The following is a 19550-nucleotide window of genomic DNA, read 5'->3' as shown; positions in this document are numbered from 1 at the left end:
TTAATAAAATGTGATACATTAGGAATTGGAGAAATGAAAAAGGAGTTTTTACATATGACAAATCAAGAAATCAACAATTTCCCACCAAAAACGTGTTCCATTGAAAGACTCGTAACGATGCCGGCTGATGTTGCAAAAGTTCTAGAAGGTAAGAAAACAGCTACTCGCCGTAACGGACGCTATGCAGACATTGGGGAGATCATGGAATTAGAAGGTCATTCGTTCGTAGTGAACAATGTATACCGACAATCCCTTGGTGAACTAACCGATCAACACTCTCAAGACGAAGGATTCACAACAGTTGAAGAGTATAAGAACGCTATTCTTTCGTACCACCCAGGTATGCCTTGGCTTCCTCATATGCAAGTATGGGTTCACGAATTCAGTCCTGCTAAAGGCTAAACTGTAACTTGATGGATATTTTGTATCGTATTTTTTTGTATATCCATATTTTAAGCGTGATCATTTCTGTTGGCCCGTTCTTTATTTTGTTCCCACTGATCAAAAAGTTGCGAACAGCAACAGAAGATGAGATGCACGCCCACCTTGGCACGTTTAGGTTTGTCGTTTGGCTCGCTAAACACGCGGGTCACGTTTTGGTATTGTCAGGTTTATTGCTCGTGTTCACAGGACCTTGGACGTGGGACACACCTTGGATTCTCATGACTTTAATCATCTTGTTCTGCTCGCTGTTCTTTTTAGCGCGCGCCTTTTCACCGACACTTCGAAAGTTTGATGATGAAGCGCATGATAAAACGGCGCTAGCTCAGAAACTGCAGCGTGCCGTTTGGATATACCTCGGATTGTTGATGATCATGCTTTGGTTTATGGTTGGAAAGCCATATTTGTGGTGGTGAGATTTGGATTGATTGATAGATTGGTGGAAGCTGCCCCTTGTGTTGTGAGGGTGCGGCTTTTTTTGACTTGGTGTCCTTTTAAGGTGGACAAAATTAATGCGGCTGACTAAAAATGTGGATTAGAGTCTAAAACTCGTGGATTGAACGGCTAAACTTTTGGATTCAGCATACAAATTTCTGGATTCAGAAGCTATTTTTGTGGATTCGTTTGCTTGGTGTCCGGCGGGCACGGAAATGAGTGCCTAAATAAGAAGAAATGTGGCTCTCTCTATAGAATACATTATGTATGAAACTCCATTTTCAGAAGAGGAGGCACATATTCATGGATTTGCATCCGATCACAGTCATTGAAATTATGTTCACCTTAACTTTGATCAGCACACTTTTCATTATTGCTTTCTTAATACCAAAAACAAAGCGAAAAACCGGCTTATACACAGCCAGTGTCATCACATCTCTCGTTTTACTATTTTTCATCATACGTCCCTTTTGGATCGACTATCATGTCTCCGTAAAAAAAGACCAGCTCACCCTATATTTAGAGAAGCAATTTCCTAATGAAAAGTGGCAGATTACACAAAACATCGGATGGCAATACAATCCTTATATCTTCTTAGTAGAGTTCCATAACGAGAAAGGTTGGAAGTATCACTATTTTGTGAAGAATGCAGACCACATTAAGCAGCACGGTCTTAGCATGCCAGATGATTCTAAGAAAATAGAAGGTAAACATAAGCGAAATGATTGGTAGTAAAAAAAGAAAACCTCCTTTACTTGGAGGTCTTACAGTTAAAATGACTCTCGTGTTGTTATAGTCAGCTCCCAGCCCCTATTGATGGCTCCTTGGTCTTGAGTAATTTGATCATATACATATAATCGCCATGCACCATTCGGATTCGTTCCATTAAAAACACTAAGAACCGTTCCATAAGGAAGTCCTGGCGCACCTGGTAATGCTGTAACTGGAAGAGTAGCACTTGGTTTATAAATGCCTGATGGAGGAATAGCATCTTCTGTCATAGAATTTACTGCAGCATCACTGAACGTATACGTAGCATTCACAACACCAGGACTAAAGCCTCCAACTGTAGACATTAAGATGACATTCTGTCCTTGAGGACCTACAAGCAATATTTGCAGATCAGCTAAATATGAATGCGTGAGGTTACGGAGAGTTACCGTCACATTTGCAACTGTCCCACTTAATCCTGACACATTAATAGTCGATGGATAAGGTGTTGCAGCTCCGCTATCAGGAATTGTAATAACATTAGGATTAGAAAATCTATTTATGTTTACAGCCGTTCTGCTACAGATAACCGCCGTTATGCATCTACAGTCTAAAGCAAGTACTTGGTTACCACTCGTTATACCCACTACACAATTTCCGTTGATTCCTTGAAAAATAAAAGGAATCTGCCTGTTACCTATTAACAGAACTACAGCTTGCCCGTATTTCAAACATTTTAACGTGTGACAAACACATGAATGAATCATCGTTTCCCACCTCCCTTTATACGGTTACTTCTATAATATGCATGTCTCCTACTTTTGCTTAGGTAACACAGTATTTAATTTCACAGAAATTGAAAACCCTTTCATTGTCTAATAATATAAAATATTTTAAAAATTTATATAATTCCCCTTGTCCCTCACTTTCTAAGCTGTTATGATTGTGAACATTATATTTCTAAAAAACACCACAGAAGGGACACATGCATCATGAAGAAATTCTTAATGATCGTTTTAATTTCCGCTCCATTTATCGCACAACTGGTCGTTCTGCCGTTCGTAAACAGGATCGATCCTATCATTTTCGGACTACCGTTTCTTCAGTTTTGGTTGTTTTTGTGGATTGTTCTAACTCCTTTTTGCACATTAGGAATCTATCAACTTCAGAAATCAGAAGGGAGCCTGGATTAAATGCAGCAAGGTAATCTTACAGCATTATCTATCACTATTTTTATTATCTTAACGGTCGTTTTGATCGGATTTCTTGCCGGCAGGGACAAAGCTACACGTAGTTCTGTTGAAGAATGGTCTGTTGGCGGAAGACGCTTTGGCGGCCTACTCGTCTGGTTTTTAGTTGGGGCTGACCTTTACACGGCTTACACATTCCTAGGATTAACAAGCACCGCTTACACAGCTGGTAGTCTCGCATTCTTCGCGATTCCCTATTCGGTTCTAGCGTATTTTATCTCTTATTTTTTCCTTCCAAAGTTATGGAAAGTGGCAAATGAGCATAAGTTAACCACTCTAGCAGACTATGCTCGCGAACGTTTTGACTCTAAGCTATTATCTTCACTCATCGCCATCGTCGGCGTACTCATGCTGATTCCGTATATCTGTTTGCAGCTGAGTGGTATTCAAGATACGCTTCAGGTTGCTGGAACAGGCTTTATCAACGTAAAAGTAGTCGTGATCACCTCTTTTTTGCTTGTTGCACTGTATACATTTTTCAGTGGGATCAAAGGACCGACTTATACTGCAATCATTAAAGATGTTCTAGTGTGGGCAATCATGTTGTTCATGGTTGTTTCTCTTCCAATCATGCACTTTGGGGGCTGGAATCCTATGGTTGATAAAATCGTAACGGAAGCCCCTCACCTCTTAACAATTCCAGAGTCTGGATCAAAAGGTGTTGCATGGTTCATTACAGCAGCTTTTGTATCATCGCTTGCTCTTTTTATGTGGGCACATGCGGCAACAGGCGTTTTCACAGCAAAAAGTGCAGATGCCATTCGAAAAAATGCACTGTATCTGCCGCTTTATAATATCGTTTTAATTCTTGTTGTTTTCCTTGGATTCATCGCCTTTCTTGTTTTACCAGATGAAACGGATCCTAGGTTTGCTCTTCTTGCATTGATCCAAACGTCTTATGGTGGAATCGGTCAGGGATTAGCGTACTCAACAATTGCACTCGCTTCACTCATTCCATGCTCTATCATGGCGATCGGTGCATCAAACCTTTTTGCAAACAACATCTATCGTGACCTCATCAATCCGAAAGTAAAAGGTGCAAAATTAACGATGATTACGCGTGGCATGGTTTTCGTTGTGATCGGACTCGCCTTATTGTTCGGTCTTGTGTTTCCACAAGCGCTCGTTTCCCTACAGTTGCTTGGTGTATCAGGAATGGTACAGATCTTTCCTGCGATTGTTATCAGCTTGTTCTGGAGAAATCAGTCTAGAGAAGCTACCATTATTGGTCTGCTTGTCGGACTTGTCGTTACCTTCACAGTCTATTCAACAGGTACAAGTCTTGGAATCTATGAAGGTTTCTGGGGATTGATGGCTAACTTTGCAACAGTAGTTGTGTTGAATCCAATCTTCGTTAAAAAAGCGAAGCATTCATCAAACGCTGTAAAAAAATACTTGTTTGATCAGTCATCAAAAGAAGAACAACTTGTACGAAAAGGTGCATGACTTTTACTCCACAAAAAAAGCTTGAGTCCAAAATCTCTCGGACTCAAGCTTTTAAAATGAACAGATTGATCATAAAGCACTCGAAGCTTCTTTTACAAATGAGATAAGTTGTTTGGAATCAATCGAGTCTCCTTTACGCAGCTTTATGGTTTTACGTTCTGGTGGACCACTGAATAGAGCTTCTGGAAGTTCTAATGAATTTGCATTAAAAATTGTAAAGCTTACGGCATCTTTGGATGTTGAGATCACTGCAGCATATTTTCCGTTTTTTAAGAAGTGAGGTTTTTTATACTGAATTCGCTCATTGACGTCAGGTATTGCTTGATGAACAACTCCGCGTAGATTCGTAGACAACTCTACCTGCCAGGATTCTTTTAATTCCTCAATAAAATGGGTAACCTCTTGATTCATCGTTTACTGTCTCCTTTATTTTTATTCTATCGGTCTTTTGCAACATATATATATGTTCTTCTAAGTCTTTACTAAGAACTTCTTTACTTAGACTCGAAAGTGGTTGCTTTCGACGTAATGAATGTTGTGCTTTGCGTTCTACTTTACCTCTCTTATATCGATTCCTCCTTTAGATTGTGATCAGCTTTCCTACCTTTACTACGAAACTGAACACTATAATCTACTAGGCTAAAAAAAGTTTGTTCAAGACTCACATTCTTTTGCTCTGTTCATTAGAAGGCTTTTCTCTTTTTCATTCTTAGTCATGGAAGCGGCGCGTTTAAATTCTATACGAGCGTCCTCAAATCTTCCCAACTTAAAAAGAAGATCTCCACGCACGCTATATAGAAGGTGATACTCCTGTAAAGAAGACTCCCTACTTAATTCATCTACAAGTTGAAGGCCGAGAGAAGGCCCAAATGCCATTGAGATTGCTACGGCATGATTTAGTTCCACAATAGGAGAAGGGGAAATCCTGTATAACGCCTCATAAAGCGCAGCTATTTTTACCCAATTCGTTTCTTCAACGGAATGAGCTTCTGCATGACAAGCAGAGATTTTCGCTTGAATCGCATATTGTCCGAGTGGTACACCTATCCTTTCACTCCGCTCAAGTGCCGCTAATCCACGGCGAATAAGCAAACGATCCCATTGTGCTCGATTTTGGTCCATGAGTAAGATTGGTTCCCCTTTTTCATTTACCCTAGTCTTCAACCGTGAAGATTGTATTTCCATTAATGCGACAAGACCGTGTACTTCTGATTCACTTTGGGCAATCTCAGCTAGAACCCGCCCTAATCTCAATGCCTCCTGACAAAGCAAAGGACGAACCCAATGATCGCCTGATGTTGCTGCATACCCTTCGTTAAACATCAGGTAAATAACTTCAAGCACTGTTGATAGCCGCTCTTTTCGGTCCTCTTTTGCTGGAACTTCAAAAGGAACATTTTCAGATCTAAGTGTCCTTTTGGCACGTACAATTCGTTGCGCTACAGTAGATTCTGACAGAAGAAAAGAACGGGCAATCTCATCAGTAGTTAAACCACATAACAAACGAAGCGTAAGTGCAACCCTTGCATCTTGCGATAATACGGGATGACAGGTCATGAAAATCAAACGAAGAAGTTCATCTCCAATCTCTTCGTTTACTACTAGACCAACATCTTCTTCCGTATACAAATCTGTTCCTCTAGCAAGTTCGGTATATTTTTGATCACGTTTTTTTGTACGCCTTATTAAATCAATCGCACGACGTTTGGCCACAGTCATCAGCCATGCGCCCGGATTATCTGGGATACCGATATTCGGCCATTTTTCTAATGCGATGATTAATGCATCATGAGCAATATCTTCAGCGATACCTACATCTCGCAGCAAGTGCGTTAAGCTTGCGATCAACTTCGCAGATTCCATTCTCCATATCTCTTCGATCGCTCGATTTACATCGATCACTGTCACGCTTTTTGTTGCTCCTCAGCCTTTTTTCGAAGTTCTCTTTCTTTCATTAAATGAATAGGGTTTCCCATTATTTCCTCTGCTTCAAAAACCTGTCGCAGTTCAATCTCACCATCCCCATACCCATGTGGATCTGGCATACGCAGAGCCCATTGAATGGCTTCTTCTCTTGACTTCACTTCAATAAGCGTATAGCCTGCAATCAGTTCTTTTACTTCTGTAAACGGACCATCAACCACTTTAGCACGACCGCCCCGCTCCGTGTAAGAAATTCGTATACCACTTGAACTTGGTTGTAGGCCGTCTGCAGCAAGAAGCACACCTGCCTTTACTAATTCCTCGTTATATTTTTGCATGGCATCTATTAATTCCTGACTCGGCATGACCCCCGCCTCTGAATCTGCAGTTGCTTTAACGATCATCATAAATCTCATGTTTAGTTGCCTCCTCATATTTAACTCTTCAATTTTATAATCTGCACAATAAATCTATAAAAAGGTTTCGGTATTTGTTAAATAAATCCTTTAGTGATTTACTCTAGTTTATACAGCCGAAAAAAATGAGACGAGCTCAGAAGAAATACTTTTAACATTAAGCTGTTTCGTATGTCCAAGTCCCTTCTTACTTATTAGTTCAGCATTAGGAAGCACTTTTACTAAAGCATCTGCTCCGTCACGAAGCATTAAAGGACTTTCTGTACCTTTAAGTACAAGTGTTGGTACTGTAACGTTATTCCAAAGATTTTCAGGCAATGACTTTCCTTCCATATACCCCTCTAATAATGCTGCATCGTACGGAAGGGTATGTGCAACCGCCATAAGATTAGACCAAACACCAGGCATCATACGCATCATAGTTACAATGAATGAAGGAGCCCCCATGCCCTTCGTCATGAAATATTTAATCGTATCCGCACTGCGGTCATCAGCAATAAGTTCACTAACCTTTTTTGAAAAATCACTTGGTGGTACATGATCTGTGTCATTGACGATAAATGGTGGTTCGTGGAGCGCTAATTTTGTAATGCTTGCTCCATGAGCAGCAGCTTGTAAAGCAAGAACGGCTCCTGATGATAACCCCCAAACGAATGCCGTTCCTCCTGCTTTTGAGATAATTGCATCCAGATCTTCATACTCTCGTGCGGGTTCATACTGTTCTGCGTCACCGCTATCCCCACGGCCACGTCGATCATATGTGTAAACTGTAAATTGGTCTGCTAATAATTTCGCAAGTTTAACCAAGCCAGGGAACTTTCGATAACTGAATGCGCCTCCGATTAAGATGAGTGACGGCCCATTTCCTTCCTTGTTATAAACAATTTTTGTTCCATCTTTTGAAATTACAGAATTCATATGAATCTCTCCTTAGCATTTCAATTGTTTTTAAGTTGATTTACTTATACGACGAAGAAGTTATAAATATTTAGACATAGAATAAAAAAAAATAAAAAACACCTGCAAAATCACAAGTGTTTTTTCGTTTAAACATCGGTTTCTCTTTTCACTATATCTAAAAGCACCGTATTCTGGTCTGTCTGAACCATCCCTTTGTTCTCTTTATTCATTAAATAGTAAGGCATTACCAACACATCCCTCAGTCTGCCTTCTGTTAAAAATGGCGTAGTAACTTTTAATTGTATATCATCCGGCTCTAAAGGAAGTGTTGAAGCAAGGATATAACCCCAATCTACACCCGTCTTGTTTGAGAAATTATGAAATGGAATTGTGAAGAATCCACATTCTTTTAACGTCTTTTCAATGCTCCACATATATTCTGGCATCAAGTTGACGGTTGAACAGGCAATGGATAGTACACCGCCAGGGTTTAAGTGTTCTTTTAACTCATGATAAAACTCTAATGAAAACAAACGGGATAGACTCGGGCATCTTTCAGTCGGTTCTGGTATGTCCACAATGATTACGTCCCACGTTTCTAGGCTTTGTTCTACAAAAAGTCTTCCATCTTCAGTCTTAGTTCTCACTTTTTGATGGTTTAATGCACCTTCATTAAATGACACTAATCGATCGAAGCTTTTTCCAAGATTCATCATCTCTTCATCAATATCTACTGCAATAATTTCTTCAACTTCTTCGTAACGTAAAGCTTCTCGCACACTGATCCCGCCTCCGCCACCGATGATTAAGATGCGTTTCGCCCCTTTCGCTGCGGCCATTGGAACATGTACGATCACTTCTGCGTACTCATTCTCATCCTGTTTTGTACCAAACATGATCTCACCGTTGCTATATACCCATACTTCTTCTCCGACTTCGACTAGTGCGATACTTTGTGTAGATGTTTTAAACGTTTGAAGCACTTTGAAATTACGTTGAGGTCTCTGGCCATCATTTATAAATGTTATAAAAGAGCCGTTTCCCCATTTCACCCAATAAAAATACACACTTGCTTCCACTATAAAAACTGCGGCTGCACCAATCGCTAGCCACATGAGCTCATCCACTATGAACACTCCTTATTTTGAACAAGTTATATTCACATTTCTATTCATTCATAGAACATGTGGTGTTGAAAAACTTGTACATAAGCAAAATTTAGGCGTCTGCATAGTATAATGCGACAATCAATTTTTGGAGGTTATCTTATGAGCTATATGAATCCACAACAGCAGCAACAAGACAGCGGACAGCAACAGAGTGATGGGCAGCAGCAAGCACTTCAACTGTCTCTGCAACTCATCAGGGAAGCTGTTGCTGGCGAAAGAGAAGATGAATTATTTTACGATTACTTAATTTCTGAAGCACCAACGAACGAGCAAAAGTTAATTATCGCATCTATTCGAGATGATGAGAAAAAACACAACAAGCTTTTCAGAATGATATACAGAGATCTTACTGGTCAAGAAGTTCCACCTATGAACGGAGAAGAGTTTCAGAAACCAAAATCCTATAAAGACGGTCTTGTTAAAGCTCTGTTTGGTGAACTTGCAGCTGTCGAGAAGTATCGCGTTATTCGCCAAGGACTTCCTAATACGTATTATCGAGATATCCTCTTTAACATCATTACAGATGAAATTAAACACAGTGCAAAGTACAACTATTTATTCACCTTAAACAGTAGATCATCCTCTCCTCGTTCTTTTCAACATGAAAACCGAATGCCACAAACAGAGAGCTTAGCGGATCAATGGGTTTCGTATATAGACCCACTTGTTAAAAGAGCTTTAAAAGAGACCGAAGAAGGCATTAATCTTACTCACCTCTATCAGGAATTTATTTTATCTGGTGTTCTTGTCGGTCAAGGATTTACACCTCAACAAGCCATTGAACAAGTAGAAAAGTGGGAGAAAACAGGTGAATCTCAGCTATTGAAAAAGAGCAAGATGATGGGAAACCAGTCAAGATAGGAGAAGAGAGGGATGGAATCTACACAAATATATTCAAAGCCTTTTATTGGAGATCAATTTCCGGAGATGACGGTTCATACAACCCTTGGGGATCTTGTCCTTCCAACAAGTTATCAAGGTCATTGGTTTGTCCTCTTTAGTCATCCAGGAGACTTTACACCCGTGTGTACAACAGAGTTTGTCGCGTTCCAAAAGCTCATGCCTGAGTTTACAAAACTAAATACTTATTTAATCGGATTATCTGTAGAACAGGTGTACTCTCACATAAAGTGGATTGAATGGATACAGCAGAATTTGAAAGTAGAGATTACTTTTCCGATCATTGCAGATAGTCTTGGGAGGGTTGCAACCAGACTTGGAATGATCCACCCTACGATGGGAACAAGAACGGTGAGAAGTGTATACATCGTAGATCCAACAGGCAAGATACGTCTTATGCTGACGTATCCCGAGAATGTTGGCCGTAATATCAACGAGATCATAAGAGCGGTTCAGGCGTTGCAGACAGCAGATAAAAATAAAGCCGCAACACCTGCGAATTGGCCGGAAAACGAACTAGTCGGAGACCGTCTGATCGTTCCAGCACCTACAACTATACAAGAAGCAAAGAAACGTGCAGAACAAGCACAAAGTGGAGAGATTGAGTGCTACGATTGGTGGCTATGTACAAAGCCACTTCATGATAGATAAAGAGAGCAGCCTTTGAATAGGCTGCTCTCTTTACCTCCACACATACTCTATGCCGTTTTAATTTTTACGATGAAATAGTAATACTTATACATCACAACAAGAATTAATATCACTCTTGCAAGCATGCTGTCAGTAAGGATAAAAGTAATCAATATCATTGAATCTGAAAACAGACTGATCATGATCTTTTTCTTTTTGGTGAGCGATCGATTTCTAACAAAATCATCTAGATGTTTTTTATAAATGTCGGTTCCTTTAAACCACATTTCAAACTTTTTTGAACCTTTTACGAAAAAATAAGACGCGAGTAATAAGAGAGGTGTTGTAGGAAGCAACGGCAACACAATTCCAATCACGCCCAAACCGAGGAAAAAGATCCCCAATGCTACAAATATGATGTTTTTTATTTTCATTGGGATTCTCACTTCCTTTTCCTTTTAAAATAGGTTTATTCGTATACATTGTTGCTTTTGTTAGTTGTTGGTTTCCGCTCCAGGTTGCTCGCTTTCCACGGGGCGAACGGTGAGCCTCCTGCCGCTTCGCGCCTTTAGGAGTCTCCACCTGACCGCTTCAAAGTTGTCTCTTTGCTCCTGCGTCTACAAGTTTATGCTAGAAAGTGGACTTCCTCGTCGCATGCCTTGCGAGAAGCTTCTCATGTAGCAGGCAGGCAACCTTCCGCTACAACCAACTTGCAAAGAAGAAAGAAAAAAACTGCAACTATAACTTTAAAAGAATCCTTAAATTTTGTTTACATTTTTATATAACAAACGCCTTTCTTTCCTTAGCGGAGCACCTTTAAAGAGTGCTTCTTCCTCTTCTGTCTCAGGAATGACACTTGGAACCGGAAACGGCTTACCGTTTTGATCTATAGCGACCATCGTTAAGATTGATGTGGTATTCAGCGTTCTATTTCCCGTCTCTAGATTTTGACACTCCACTTTTACGTATACTTCCATCGACGTTCTTCCGGTTGAGATCACTACACCTTCTAATATGAGAATGTCTCCCACTTTAGCTGACGATAAAAAGTTTACATTATCAATGGATGCGGTGACAACCACTTTCTTGCTATGCTTCATGGCTGAAATCGCTGCAATCTCATCAATGTACGATAAAACGGTACCACCAAATATCGTTCCCATGTGATTCGTATCAGGGGGCAATACCAACTTTGTTTGAATCGTTCTTGAGATGTTTGCTGATAACTGCTGTTCCATACCATACCCTCTTTTCTGAAGCTTGAAAGCTCCTCTTTTTTGAGGGAGTTAGTAAACAAAGAAAAATACCCATCACTAAAGACGGGTACGTAAGAATAGATAACAGAAAGAATGATCTATTAAATATCCCTCGTCCTATCTTCCCAACTCCCGAAGAAGATCAACGCTATAAAGATGGCAGGTCTCCTGACTCGTGCATCAGCCTACTCTAAGCCCTTCCCGTCAGATTGACAGTGGTTTTGCTTATTTCGTCAGCACTTACAGTTGCGGGTACAGTTCTGGTCTTACACCAGATTCCCTATTAAGTCTGTAACAGACACCATAATTATCGGATCTTATGAAATTTTGAATCTCTCTTATTGTATCATTAAAAAATTTACTTTTTACAAAACTTTCTTTTCTACTTCATACTGCGTTTAAAATCCCCTGCTATGCTTTTATTAAAAGACTGGGGAGGTTTTCTAATGATACGTCCAACAGCATTAATCCTTACAGCTAACTATGGCAGCGGCCATGTTCAAGTGGCTAATGTCCTCGCTGAAGAACTAAAAAGCAAAGGACTTCAACCTGTCATATCAGATTTATTTGGGGAAGCTCACCCCATCATGTCCCAAGTCACACAATCAATATTTATCAAAAGCTTTTCACACGGCTCTTCTTTTTATAAATGGTTTTATTATGGAACAAACAAGTTGAATGCTAATACAATTACACAATTTTCACGGTATTTAGGAAGAAAAAGATTTTTAGAATTGATCAATGAACACCAACCCCGTTTTGTAATAACCACTTTCCCGCTTCATGCTGCTCCATTTCTTATAAAAAAATCACGGTTCAATATTCCCATCTATACCGTGATCACAGATTATTTCGCTCATCCTTTTTGGATCAATCCATCGATTGATCGCTATTTTGTTGCCTCCCATTCAGTTAAAAACGGACTGATCAAACACGGTGTGGATAAAAATAAAATTACAGTCAGTGGCATCCCAATCCGTGCAGACTTTTACCATCCGATTAATAAAGAAGAAGTGTTTACTGAATACGGAGTTACGCCAAGTAATCGAGTAGTTACTATTTTAGCTGGTGCTCAAGGTGTGCTGAAAAACGTTAAGGTGCTCGCACAGCGTTTGCTGAAAGATCCATCATTGCGGGTGATTGTCGTTTGTGGTAAGAACAAAACGCTGTACGAAAAGTTAAAACCGCTTGCTGAACAATATTCAAGCTCATTCCGATTATTTGGTTACGTCGAGAAGCTTCATGAGATTCTAAAGATCTCACATTGCGTAGTAACAAAGCCAGGAGGAATCTCTATTACTGAGGCAGCCGCAGTAAGAGTCCCCCTCCTCCTCTATAAGCCAGTTCCAGGTCAGGAAGGAGAAAATGCTAAGTATTTTGAAGAAAAAGGCGCAGCATTTGTCGTTCATACTGTAAACGAAATCGTGGGAAATGTTCAGAAGTTATTTGAGAACGAAGCTTTGCTGAGTAGCATGCAGAGAAGTTTAGAGGTCATTCACCATCCTCACTCTTCCTCAATAATAGCTGATTATGCTTTTGAAGAAGTACAAGAGCTGTCTCAAGGTACACGTTAGTTTTTTATGTCTCGTAAAGAAGTTAGCAAATATTTGATGAAGATATAAAAAGACGGTGCAGAACTGAACTACTTGGATGAAATTCTTTAACTATTCGGCCATAATAGCCTTTTAAGTGCTCGCAAACCTGGTTCTCCCTTATACCGGTCGGGGTATAACTCTTATTATTTCGAGAACTATTAGGAATAATCCTAGAAATTTTGGATTTATTCCGGCGAGTTTTTGTGATATTCCAGCGAGTTTCGACCATATATCGGCGAGTCGACATATCTCGACAAGTATACATCAGCCCTATACCCTCCATCTTAACATCGCAAAGCAAAGTTAACTCATTCACGCACCCATGCTTTAATACACACTCCAAACAAATAAACGGGCAGATTCGCTATCATCTGCGATCCTGCCCGTTCTATAAAACTTCAATCTTCCTTAGCACCGTCTTCCGCAATGGCTCGAAGGTCTGCATAGAAAAAATCATCATTGCATAAAGGAGAGTGTTCCTTTTTGTTATCATAGTTCTCAACGATTTCCTTTAGTTCACCGGTGTCACCTTTTGCGTTAATGATCTCAACGAGCTCGTTCAAGCCATCCGTTGTTTCTTCGTCTATTCGTTTCTCATTCTTATCCTTCATATCTATCCCTCCTATACGTTTTTAGCTTCCCCAACCTGGAAAATTTTACACAAACAAAAAAGCCCCGAACATAGGTCAGGACTTCAATGGTTATTATTATCTTAAAATCAGCAGTGAAATTAGCTTATTGAAATAGTATCCGTTTCTTTGTTGCTGTTATTAGTTCCTCTGTTCTTCACGATTTCTGCATAACGGTGAGCGCTATCTTTCCAGATTCGCTCTTGAGAATCAAAGTCCACATAGATGATTCCAAATCGTTTGTCATAACCGAAGCTCCACTCAAAGTTATCCATGAGCGACCATAGATAGTACCCTTCAATATTCATGCCTTCGTCGTTCAGATCAGAAACCGCTTGAAGATGCTTTTCGATATAATCAACACGGCCATGATCGTGGACTCGTCCGTTCTCTAGCACGTCATCAAAGGCTGCACCATTCTCTGTAATATAGATAGGAAGATCTGTATACTCTTTTCTCAGCCTTCTAATGAGATCCTTAAACTCTTCTGGCGCGATATCCCATCCCATGCCAGTTTTCTCATAATCAGAATGAGCCCCTCTATGTAAGAAGTCATTCGCAGCAGAGAATTCAACAATGCCTCGGCTATAATAGTTGATGCCAAAGAAATCACAAGACGTTGAGATGATCTCCATATCTCCTGCTTTAATAAAATCATATGAATGAACATATTTAGAGAATAGGTTCATCATATCAACAGGATACTGCCCTTTGAAAACAGGATCTAAGAACCAGCGATTTGAATAACCGTCAGCATTATTCGCTGCAAGCTGATCGTTTACAGAATCTGTTTTAGCATAGATCGGTGATAGGTTTAACGTGATACCGATCGGTGTTTTGGATTGAAGCTTGTTCTTTAAATATTGTACAGCTTTCCCGTGAGAAAGAAGCATATGGTGTACCGCTTTAACAGCTTCGTCCATGTTCGTATGTCCAGGCGCATGAAATCCTTGATGGTAACCTAAGAAACCGGCACACCACGGCTCGTTATGGGTAATCCAAGAATCTACCTCTGCATCAAGCTCTTGAAAGCAGACTTCCGCTAAATCCATAAACCAATCTACTGACTCACGGTTCACCCATCCGCCTTCCTCATGTGCCCATAGAGGAAGATCCCAGTGATAAAGCGTGATCGCAGGTTTGATTCCTTCTTCACGTAAACGCTGTGTCAATTTTTTGTAGAAGTCCATTCCCTCTACATTTAAAACACCCTTTTCAGGAAAAATACGTGGCCAGGAAACTGAGAAGCGATACGTTTCTACGCCAAGCTTCTTAATCTGCTGAATATCTTCTTCAAAACGGTAATAATGATCACACGCTACGCTTCCATTATGCTGTTGATATACTTTTCCAGGCGTATCACAGAAAGTATCCCAGATTGAAAGTGTTCTTCCGCCTTCAAGGCGAGCTCCCTCAATTTGATAAGAAGATGTTGCTGTACCAAACACGAATGACTTATTAAAATGCATAACTGTTTCTCTCCTCTATTCTTTGATAGAACCTGCTGAAATGCTGTTGACAATATATTTTGATAAAAATAAGAAAGCTACCATGATCGGTACCACGGAGATCGCAATCCCTAAGTACATGGAACCTAAGTTTTGAGCCACTTGTGAACCTTTTAAGAAGCCCATCAACACAGGAAGCGTAAACTTTTCAGGTGAGAATAAAACAACTAACGGCATGATGTAGTTGTTCCATGACCCGATAAACGTAAAGATAGACATAGTCGCGATCGCTGGCATCATGATTGGAATCGCGATCGTATGAAAGATTTTAAATTCACTTGCACCATCGATTCGTGCTGCCTCAATTAAACTTGGGTGAAGCGTTGTTAAAATGTACTGGCGCAAGAAGAACACCACGAAAGGACTCGCTGCTGCAGGAATGATTAATGGAATATACGTATCCAATATCCCTAAGTTCTTACATAGTTCATAAAAGCCGATTAACCCTAACTGGCCAGGAACCATCATCATCACTAGCATGAAAACGAACATCGCATTCTTGCCCTTAAACACGTAGAACGCAAATCCATAAGCTGTTAAGGCTGAAAAGTATCCCGACAATAACGTCACGAGAACTGAGATGAATAAGCTGTTCTTAAAGCCCGCCCAAATATTGATGTAGCTCATCATCGTTTGGTAGTTTTCAACTAACGCACTCCCAGGAATTAGAGTAAAGCCTGAAAGAATAGCTTCATTTGAGCGTGTAGCGTTTACAAGCATCATTAAGAACGGAATGAAGCATACGATGGCCATAGCGATCAATAAAGCATAGATCAAAAGTTTTGGTATGCTGATTTTTCGCTTCGGTTTTGTTTCTATAACACTTTTCTTTTGAACAGAATTTGAAAGGCTATTATCTACCGCTGTTTTTCCTATCATGCTTTACACCTGCCTTGGTTGTTTACGTTCTTTCCCATACATCCCCTTGAAAATAAAAGCAGAGAAGATGAGCGTTATAACAAATAATCCGTATGCTACTGCAGCAGCGTACCCGTAATTGTTATACTTGAAGGCTTGATTGTATAAATAGAGCACCATCGTATTCAATGAGCCATCTGGTGATCCTATTCCATCTGTTAAAAGCATCGGTAGATCAAACAATTGAAGACCTCCAATGAGCGAGGTAATCATGATATAAAGCAGGATAGGCTTTAAGAGCGGAATCGTAATCTTTGAAAACGTCTGCCAGCGATTTGCACCATCGATTAATGCTGCTTCGTAGTAGTCCTTCGATATGCCAGATACACCTGCCATTACGACGATAAAGGAGTGACCAAACCACATCCAGGTTAAGATCAGTGAGACAGATAACTGTGCACTCGTTGGTTCGTTCAGCCAGTTGATTGGATCTGAGATAATTCCTAGCTTCATTAACATCATGTTTAAAGATCCGTGCTGCCAATCTAGTAAAATACCGAATAATAGAGCAACCGAACTGATCGTAATTAGATTCGGAAGGTAAAAGATTGATCGGAAAAATGCGATTCCTTTTAACTTGATTCTCATATCTGAAAAAATCATAGCCAAGATGAGAGCAAGTCCCATTTGAAGCGCAAAGTTCACACCCCATATTTTCCATGTGTTAAAAAAAGCTTCAACAAAATACGTGTCTGTAAGGAGTCGTTTATAGTTTGCTAGACCTACTAACTGTGCTTCACCACTGCCTGTGTAATTTGTAAAGCTATAATAAAAGGTTAGGGCGACGGGATATATACTGAACACTAAGAAGACGAGCCAAAACGGAGCAATAAAAAAATAGCCATAACGGTTTAAATTTTTCATCTCTCCTCCCCCTTTCAATAGATAGGTCAGTGGCGAGGAATTATTTCCCGCCACCGTCCCTAAAACTTATTTTTTCGGTACTTTTATGTCTGGATAAGCATTTTGTGCTTTTTGATAGAATTCTTTAATCGCTTCTTTTTTAGACTTCTTACCTGTTACATATTGCTGCACAGCATTTCCGTAGAGCGTATCTAGCTGCTGATCGTACTTCGTCACGATCCCTGGTGTGATCTTAGTAGATTGATCCAAGAAGAATTGATAGTTGTTCTGTCCACCCAAAAACTTGTCGCTAAAGTCGTCTTTAATTGTCTCTGTTACAGGTAGATAAGAAAGGACATCTCCGGTTTCTTTACTCCAAGATGTTAAGAATTCATCGTCTTGTGTCATCATTTTCACAAATTTATAAGCAAGTTCTTTATTATCCGATTTGTTGTATACACCAAGCCATGTTCCACCCCAGAAATAAGGACTCGGACCACTCGTTACCGCCCAGTCACCAACAGATTCCTTAACATTGGTTTTTAGGACGCTATGTAATCCCCATGTAGGAAGAACATATGAAAACACTTGTGTTTCTTTTTCCTTGCCGCCCTCTTTTACCTTGATCGGCTTATCCATGCCTTCGAACCAAGATGGTGACCATTCAGGTGCTAGAGCTGTGTATTGATTATCACGAAGCTTTTTCGAGTAATCCATGTACTCCATTTTTTCATCTGTAAGCTGAAGCTCATTCTTATCGTTTACCCAAGGCTGTGGATTGTCACCTTGTGTGAACCAGCGGATAGCTCCCTCATCTGGGAACATGCTATAGCCTTTTGCTTTCATCTTATCTGCTACTTCAAACACCTTATCCATAGAGCTCATCATTTCACCAACTTGAGTTGGATCGTCCGTTCCTAATACTTCCTTTGCAATGCTTCGCTTATAATAGATGCCTCCTGGCGTTGTTTGCCAAGAAAGAGCGCGTACATCGCCATCTTTATCTTTACCAAGGTCAAATACGTAAGGTACATACTTATCAGAAAGCTTATCTGCGTTATAAGGCTTTTCAGATAAGTTCTCCCAATAACCTGCATCTACCCATTGTTTTAAGAATGCAATCTCGCCTGTGAAAACGTCAGGAGCTCCAACACCACTCTCAAGTACAGGCTTTAACTTTGTCGGGTAGTCAGCGATCGGAACAATCGTTAACTCCACTTTTACGCCATTCTTTTCCTCAAATGTCTTAATCGGTTTCTTCAATTCATCTGTAAACGACCAGATTCTTAAATCAACATCTTTCTTTCCATTACCAGATGTTTTCGAATCGCTTGAACAACCTGCAAATAATCCCACCAACAAAATAGATACCAAAAAGATACTTAACTTCCTTTTCATGTATAAACCCCTTCCTTCTTTAAAATTTATAGAGCGAAAGCGGTTTCGTTTTGTTTCAAAATAAATATTCGAAACCGCTTTCGAATTATCCTAAAAAAATTTTTTATTTTTTTTGTGCGCATGATTCACGAATAATCAATTCAACAGGTATGCGCTTGGATGTGATTAGTTTTTTCTTTTGTATAATTTGTTTCATCAATAACTTTGCTGCTTGGTATCCAATCATATCCGTATCTTGCTTAATCGTCGTTAATTTCGGCGTAATGTATGCTGCCATTTCAATATCATCATAACCGATGATTGAAATATCTTCGGGAACGCTTAGACCCTTTTCTTTTATAGCTTCAATTGCACCGATTGCCATATGATCTCCTGCAACAAATACGGCTGTAGGTACATCATCCAGCTTCAACAGTTTTTCCATAGCTGCTCTGCCTTCTTGGATAGAGAACAATCCACCGTTGATCAGATAGCCCTCATGAATCGGCAGGTTCAACTCATTCATCGCTTTTTTAAATCCTTTGATTCTTTCTGCACCTGCATCCGTTAAAGCATCGCCAGCGATATGAGCGATTTTTGTATGACCAAGTGAATGCAAGTAATTTACTGCGAGCTTTCCACCTTCAATATTATCCGAGAACACAAGACTGCAGTTCTGTTTGTTCATATCTATAACAACGATAGGAATGGTGCTGTTTATCATCTCTTGTACTTGCGGATCTTGTGGATCAGAACAGATCACTACAATGCCATCTACGGCACGGTAAGAAAAGTGTTCCAAATAGCTGATATCCCGATTACGCAGATTTCTTGAAGCGAAGATCAGATCATATCCCTCTCGTTCTGCATTCTTTCTGAAACTTTCTATTATCGCACTAAAAAAAGGATGTTTCATTCCTACTTCATTCGACTCAGAAAACATCACACCAATCGTCCAAGACTTTTTTGTAGAAAGCGATTGGGCATGTGCATTAGGCAGATATCCCATTTCTTCGACTGCTTGTAGAATTTTCTGCTTTGTTTTTTCACTCACATCAGAATAGTTATTGAGTGCTTTTGAGACGGTTGTCGTTGAAAAACCCGTCTTTTTTGCAATGTCATAAATTGTAGCCATTGTTATCTCCTCTTTACCGAAAGCGCTTTCGTTAATTGATATTATAACTGACGCGAAAATAACTTTCA

Annotated in this window: 22 protein-coding genes and 1 riboswitch; of the genes, 8 read left to right on the top strand and 14 right to left on the bottom strand. The window is 39.9% G+C overall.

Annotated elements, in window-relative coordinates; translation table 11 throughout:
* Window positions 1-54 precede the first annotated feature (54 nt).
* From HU823_RS18130 to HU823_RS18120, 3 genes are all read left to right on the top strand, one after another.
* Window positions 55-402 (top strand): ASCH domain-containing protein, encoded by a 348-nt coding sequence (locus tag HU823_RS18130; protein ID WP_197222936.1) that lies wholly within the window; start codon window positions 55-57, stop codon window positions 400-402.
* Window positions 403-419: 17 nt separating this feature from the next.
* Entirely contained in the window at window positions 420-857 is a 438-nt protein-coding gene (locus HU823_RS18125) for a DUF2269 family protein (RefSeq protein ID WP_197223035.1), read from the top strand.
* A 322-nt stretch (window positions 858-1179) separates the two neighbouring features.
* Window positions 1180-1608, top strand: coding sequence for a hypothetical protein (locus tag HU823_RS18120; protein WP_197222935.1), 429 nt, complete (start codon window positions 1180-1182; stop codon window positions 1606-1608).
* 38 nt (window positions 1609-1646) lie between these two features.
* On the opposite strand, the gene HU823_RS18115 is transcribed toward HU823_RS18120, so the two are convergent.
* Complete coding sequence (locus HU823_RS18115; RefSeq protein ID WP_197222934.1) at window positions 1647-2354, bottom strand: proprotein convertase P-domain-containing protein; 708 nt, start codon at window positions 2352-2354, stop codon at window positions 1647-1649.
* Between the two features lie 225 nt (window positions 2355-2579).
* On the opposite strand from HU823_RS18115, the gene HU823_RS18110 reads away from it, so the two are divergent.
* Complete coding sequence (locus HU823_RS18110) at window positions 2580-2780, top strand: DUF3311 domain-containing protein (RefSeq protein WP_231607543.1); 201 nt, start codon at window positions 2580-2582, stop codon at window positions 2778-2780.
* The gene (locus tag HU823_RS18105) at window positions 2781-4283 is read left to right on the top strand and encodes a sodium:solute symporter family protein (RefSeq protein ID WP_197222933.1); all 1503 of its coding nucleotides are present in this window, start codon (window positions 2781-2783) and stop codon (window positions 4281-4283) included.
* 69 nt (window positions 4284-4352) lie between these two features.
* Here HU823_RS18105 and HU823_RS18100 read toward each other — a convergent pair whose 3' ends face one another.
* From HU823_RS18100 to HU823_RS18080, 5 genes are all read right to left on the bottom strand, one after another.
* Window positions 4353-4694, bottom strand: coding sequence for a DUF1801 domain-containing protein (locus tag HU823_RS18100; protein WP_144704249.1), 342 nt, complete (start codon window positions 4692-4694; stop codon window positions 4353-4355).
* Between the two features lie 243 nt (window positions 4695-4937).
* The gene (locus HU823_RS18095; RefSeq protein WP_231607554.1) at window positions 4938-6146 is read right to left on the bottom strand and encodes an RNA polymerase sigma factor; all 1209 of its coding nucleotides are present in this window, start codon (window positions 6144-6146) and stop codon (window positions 4938-4940) included.
* A 41-nt stretch (window positions 6147-6187) separates the two neighbouring features.
* Complete coding sequence (locus tag HU823_RS18090; RefSeq protein ID WP_197222931.1) at window positions 6188-6622, bottom strand: YciI family protein; 435 nt, start codon at window positions 6620-6622, stop codon at window positions 6188-6190.
* 108 nt (window positions 6623-6730) lie between these two features.
* On the bottom strand, window positions 6731-7540 hold the full coding sequence (locus tag HU823_RS18085) for an alpha/beta fold hydrolase (RefSeq protein ID WP_197222930.1): 810 nt from the start codon (window positions 7538-7540) through the stop codon (window positions 6731-6733).
* A 128-nt stretch (window positions 7541-7668) separates the two neighbouring features.
* Entirely contained in the window at window positions 7669-8649 is a 981-nt protein-coding gene (locus HU823_RS18080) for a spermidine synthase (protein ID WP_197222929.1), read from the bottom strand.
* Window positions 8650-8790: 141 nt separating this feature from the next.
* Between HU823_RS18080 and HU823_RS18075 the strand changes: the two genes are divergently transcribed.
* Both HU823_RS18075 and HU823_RS18070 read left to right on the top strand, forming a co-directional pair.
* Window positions 8791-9552 carry a ferritin-like domain-containing protein gene (locus tag HU823_RS18075; RefSeq protein WP_197222928.1) on the top strand — a complete coding sequence of 254 codons (762 nt, stop codon included), beginning with the start codon at window positions 8791-8793 and terminating at the stop codon, window positions 9550-9552.
* A 12-nt stretch (window positions 9553-9564) separates the two neighbouring features.
* Window positions 9565-10242 (top strand): peroxiredoxin, encoded by a 678-nt coding sequence (locus HU823_RS18070; protein ID WP_197222927.1) that lies wholly within the window; start codon window positions 9565-9567, stop codon window positions 10240-10242.
* A gap of 47 nt (window positions 10243-10289) precedes the next feature.
* On the opposite strand, the gene HU823_RS18065 is transcribed toward HU823_RS18070, so the two are convergent.
* Window positions 10290-10655 carry a YbaN family protein gene (locus HU823_RS18065; protein WP_197222926.1) on the bottom strand — a complete coding sequence of 122 codons (366 nt, stop codon included), beginning with the start codon at window positions 10653-10655 and terminating at the stop codon, window positions 10290-10292.
* Window positions 10656-10979: 324 nt separating this feature from the next.
* Window positions 10980-11459, bottom strand: coding sequence for an acyl-CoA thioesterase (locus HU823_RS18060; RefSeq protein WP_197222925.1), 480 nt, complete (start codon window positions 11457-11459; stop codon window positions 10980-10982).
* Window positions 11460-11618: 159 nt separating this feature from the next.
* A riboswitch (cobalamin riboswitch) is annotated at window positions 11619-11798 on the bottom strand.
* 125 nt (window positions 11799-11923) lie between these two features.
* Here HU823_RS18060 and HU823_RS18055 point away from each other — a divergent pair.
* Window positions 11924-13051 (top strand): MGDG synthase family glycosyltransferase, encoded by a 1128-nt coding sequence (locus tag HU823_RS18055; protein ID WP_197222924.1) that lies wholly within the window; start codon window positions 11924-11926, stop codon window positions 13049-13051.
* Between the two features lie 419 nt (window positions 13052-13470).
* On the opposite strand, the gene HU823_RS18050 is transcribed toward HU823_RS18055, so the two are convergent.
* The 6 genes from HU823_RS18050 to HU823_RS18025 form a co-directional block, all read right to left on the bottom strand.
* The gene (locus tag HU823_RS18050; protein ID WP_197222923.1) at window positions 13471-13683 is read right to left on the bottom strand and encodes a hypothetical protein; all 213 of its coding nucleotides are present in this window, start codon (window positions 13681-13683) and stop codon (window positions 13471-13473) included.
* Window positions 13684-13802: 119 nt separating this feature from the next.
* Entirely contained in the window at window positions 13803-15170 is a 1368-nt protein-coding gene (locus HU823_RS18045; protein ID WP_197222922.1) for a GH1 family beta-glucosidase, read from the bottom strand.
* 15 nt (window positions 15171-15185) lie between these two features.
* Window positions 15186-15962 (bottom strand): carbohydrate ABC transporter permease, encoded by a 777-nt coding sequence (locus HU823_RS18040; RefSeq protein WP_231607552.1) that lies wholly within the window; start codon window positions 15960-15962, stop codon window positions 15186-15188.
* Window positions 15963-16091: 129 nt separating this feature from the next.
* Window positions 16092-16991, bottom strand: coding sequence for a carbohydrate ABC transporter permease (locus HU823_RS18035; RefSeq protein WP_197222921.1), 900 nt, complete (start codon window positions 16989-16991; stop codon window positions 16092-16094).
* Between the two features lie 66 nt (window positions 16992-17057).
* Window positions 17058-18368, bottom strand: coding sequence for an ABC transporter substrate-binding protein (locus tag HU823_RS18030; protein WP_197222920.1), 1311 nt, complete (start codon window positions 18366-18368; stop codon window positions 17058-17060).
* Window positions 18369-18471: 103 nt separating this feature from the next.
* Window positions 18472-19482 (bottom strand): LacI family DNA-binding transcriptional regulator, encoded by a 1011-nt coding sequence (locus HU823_RS18025; RefSeq protein WP_144704287.1) that lies wholly within the window; start codon window positions 19480-19482, stop codon window positions 18472-18474.
* Window positions 19483-19550: the final 68 nt, after the last annotated feature.

The organism is Fictibacillus sp. 18YEL24 (assembly GCF_015903855.1).
Lineage (GTDB): Bacteria > Bacillota > Bacilli > Bacillales > Fictibacillaceae > Fictibacillus > Fictibacillus phosphorivorans_C.
This window is presented reverse-complemented; position numbering and strand designations above follow the sequence as displayed.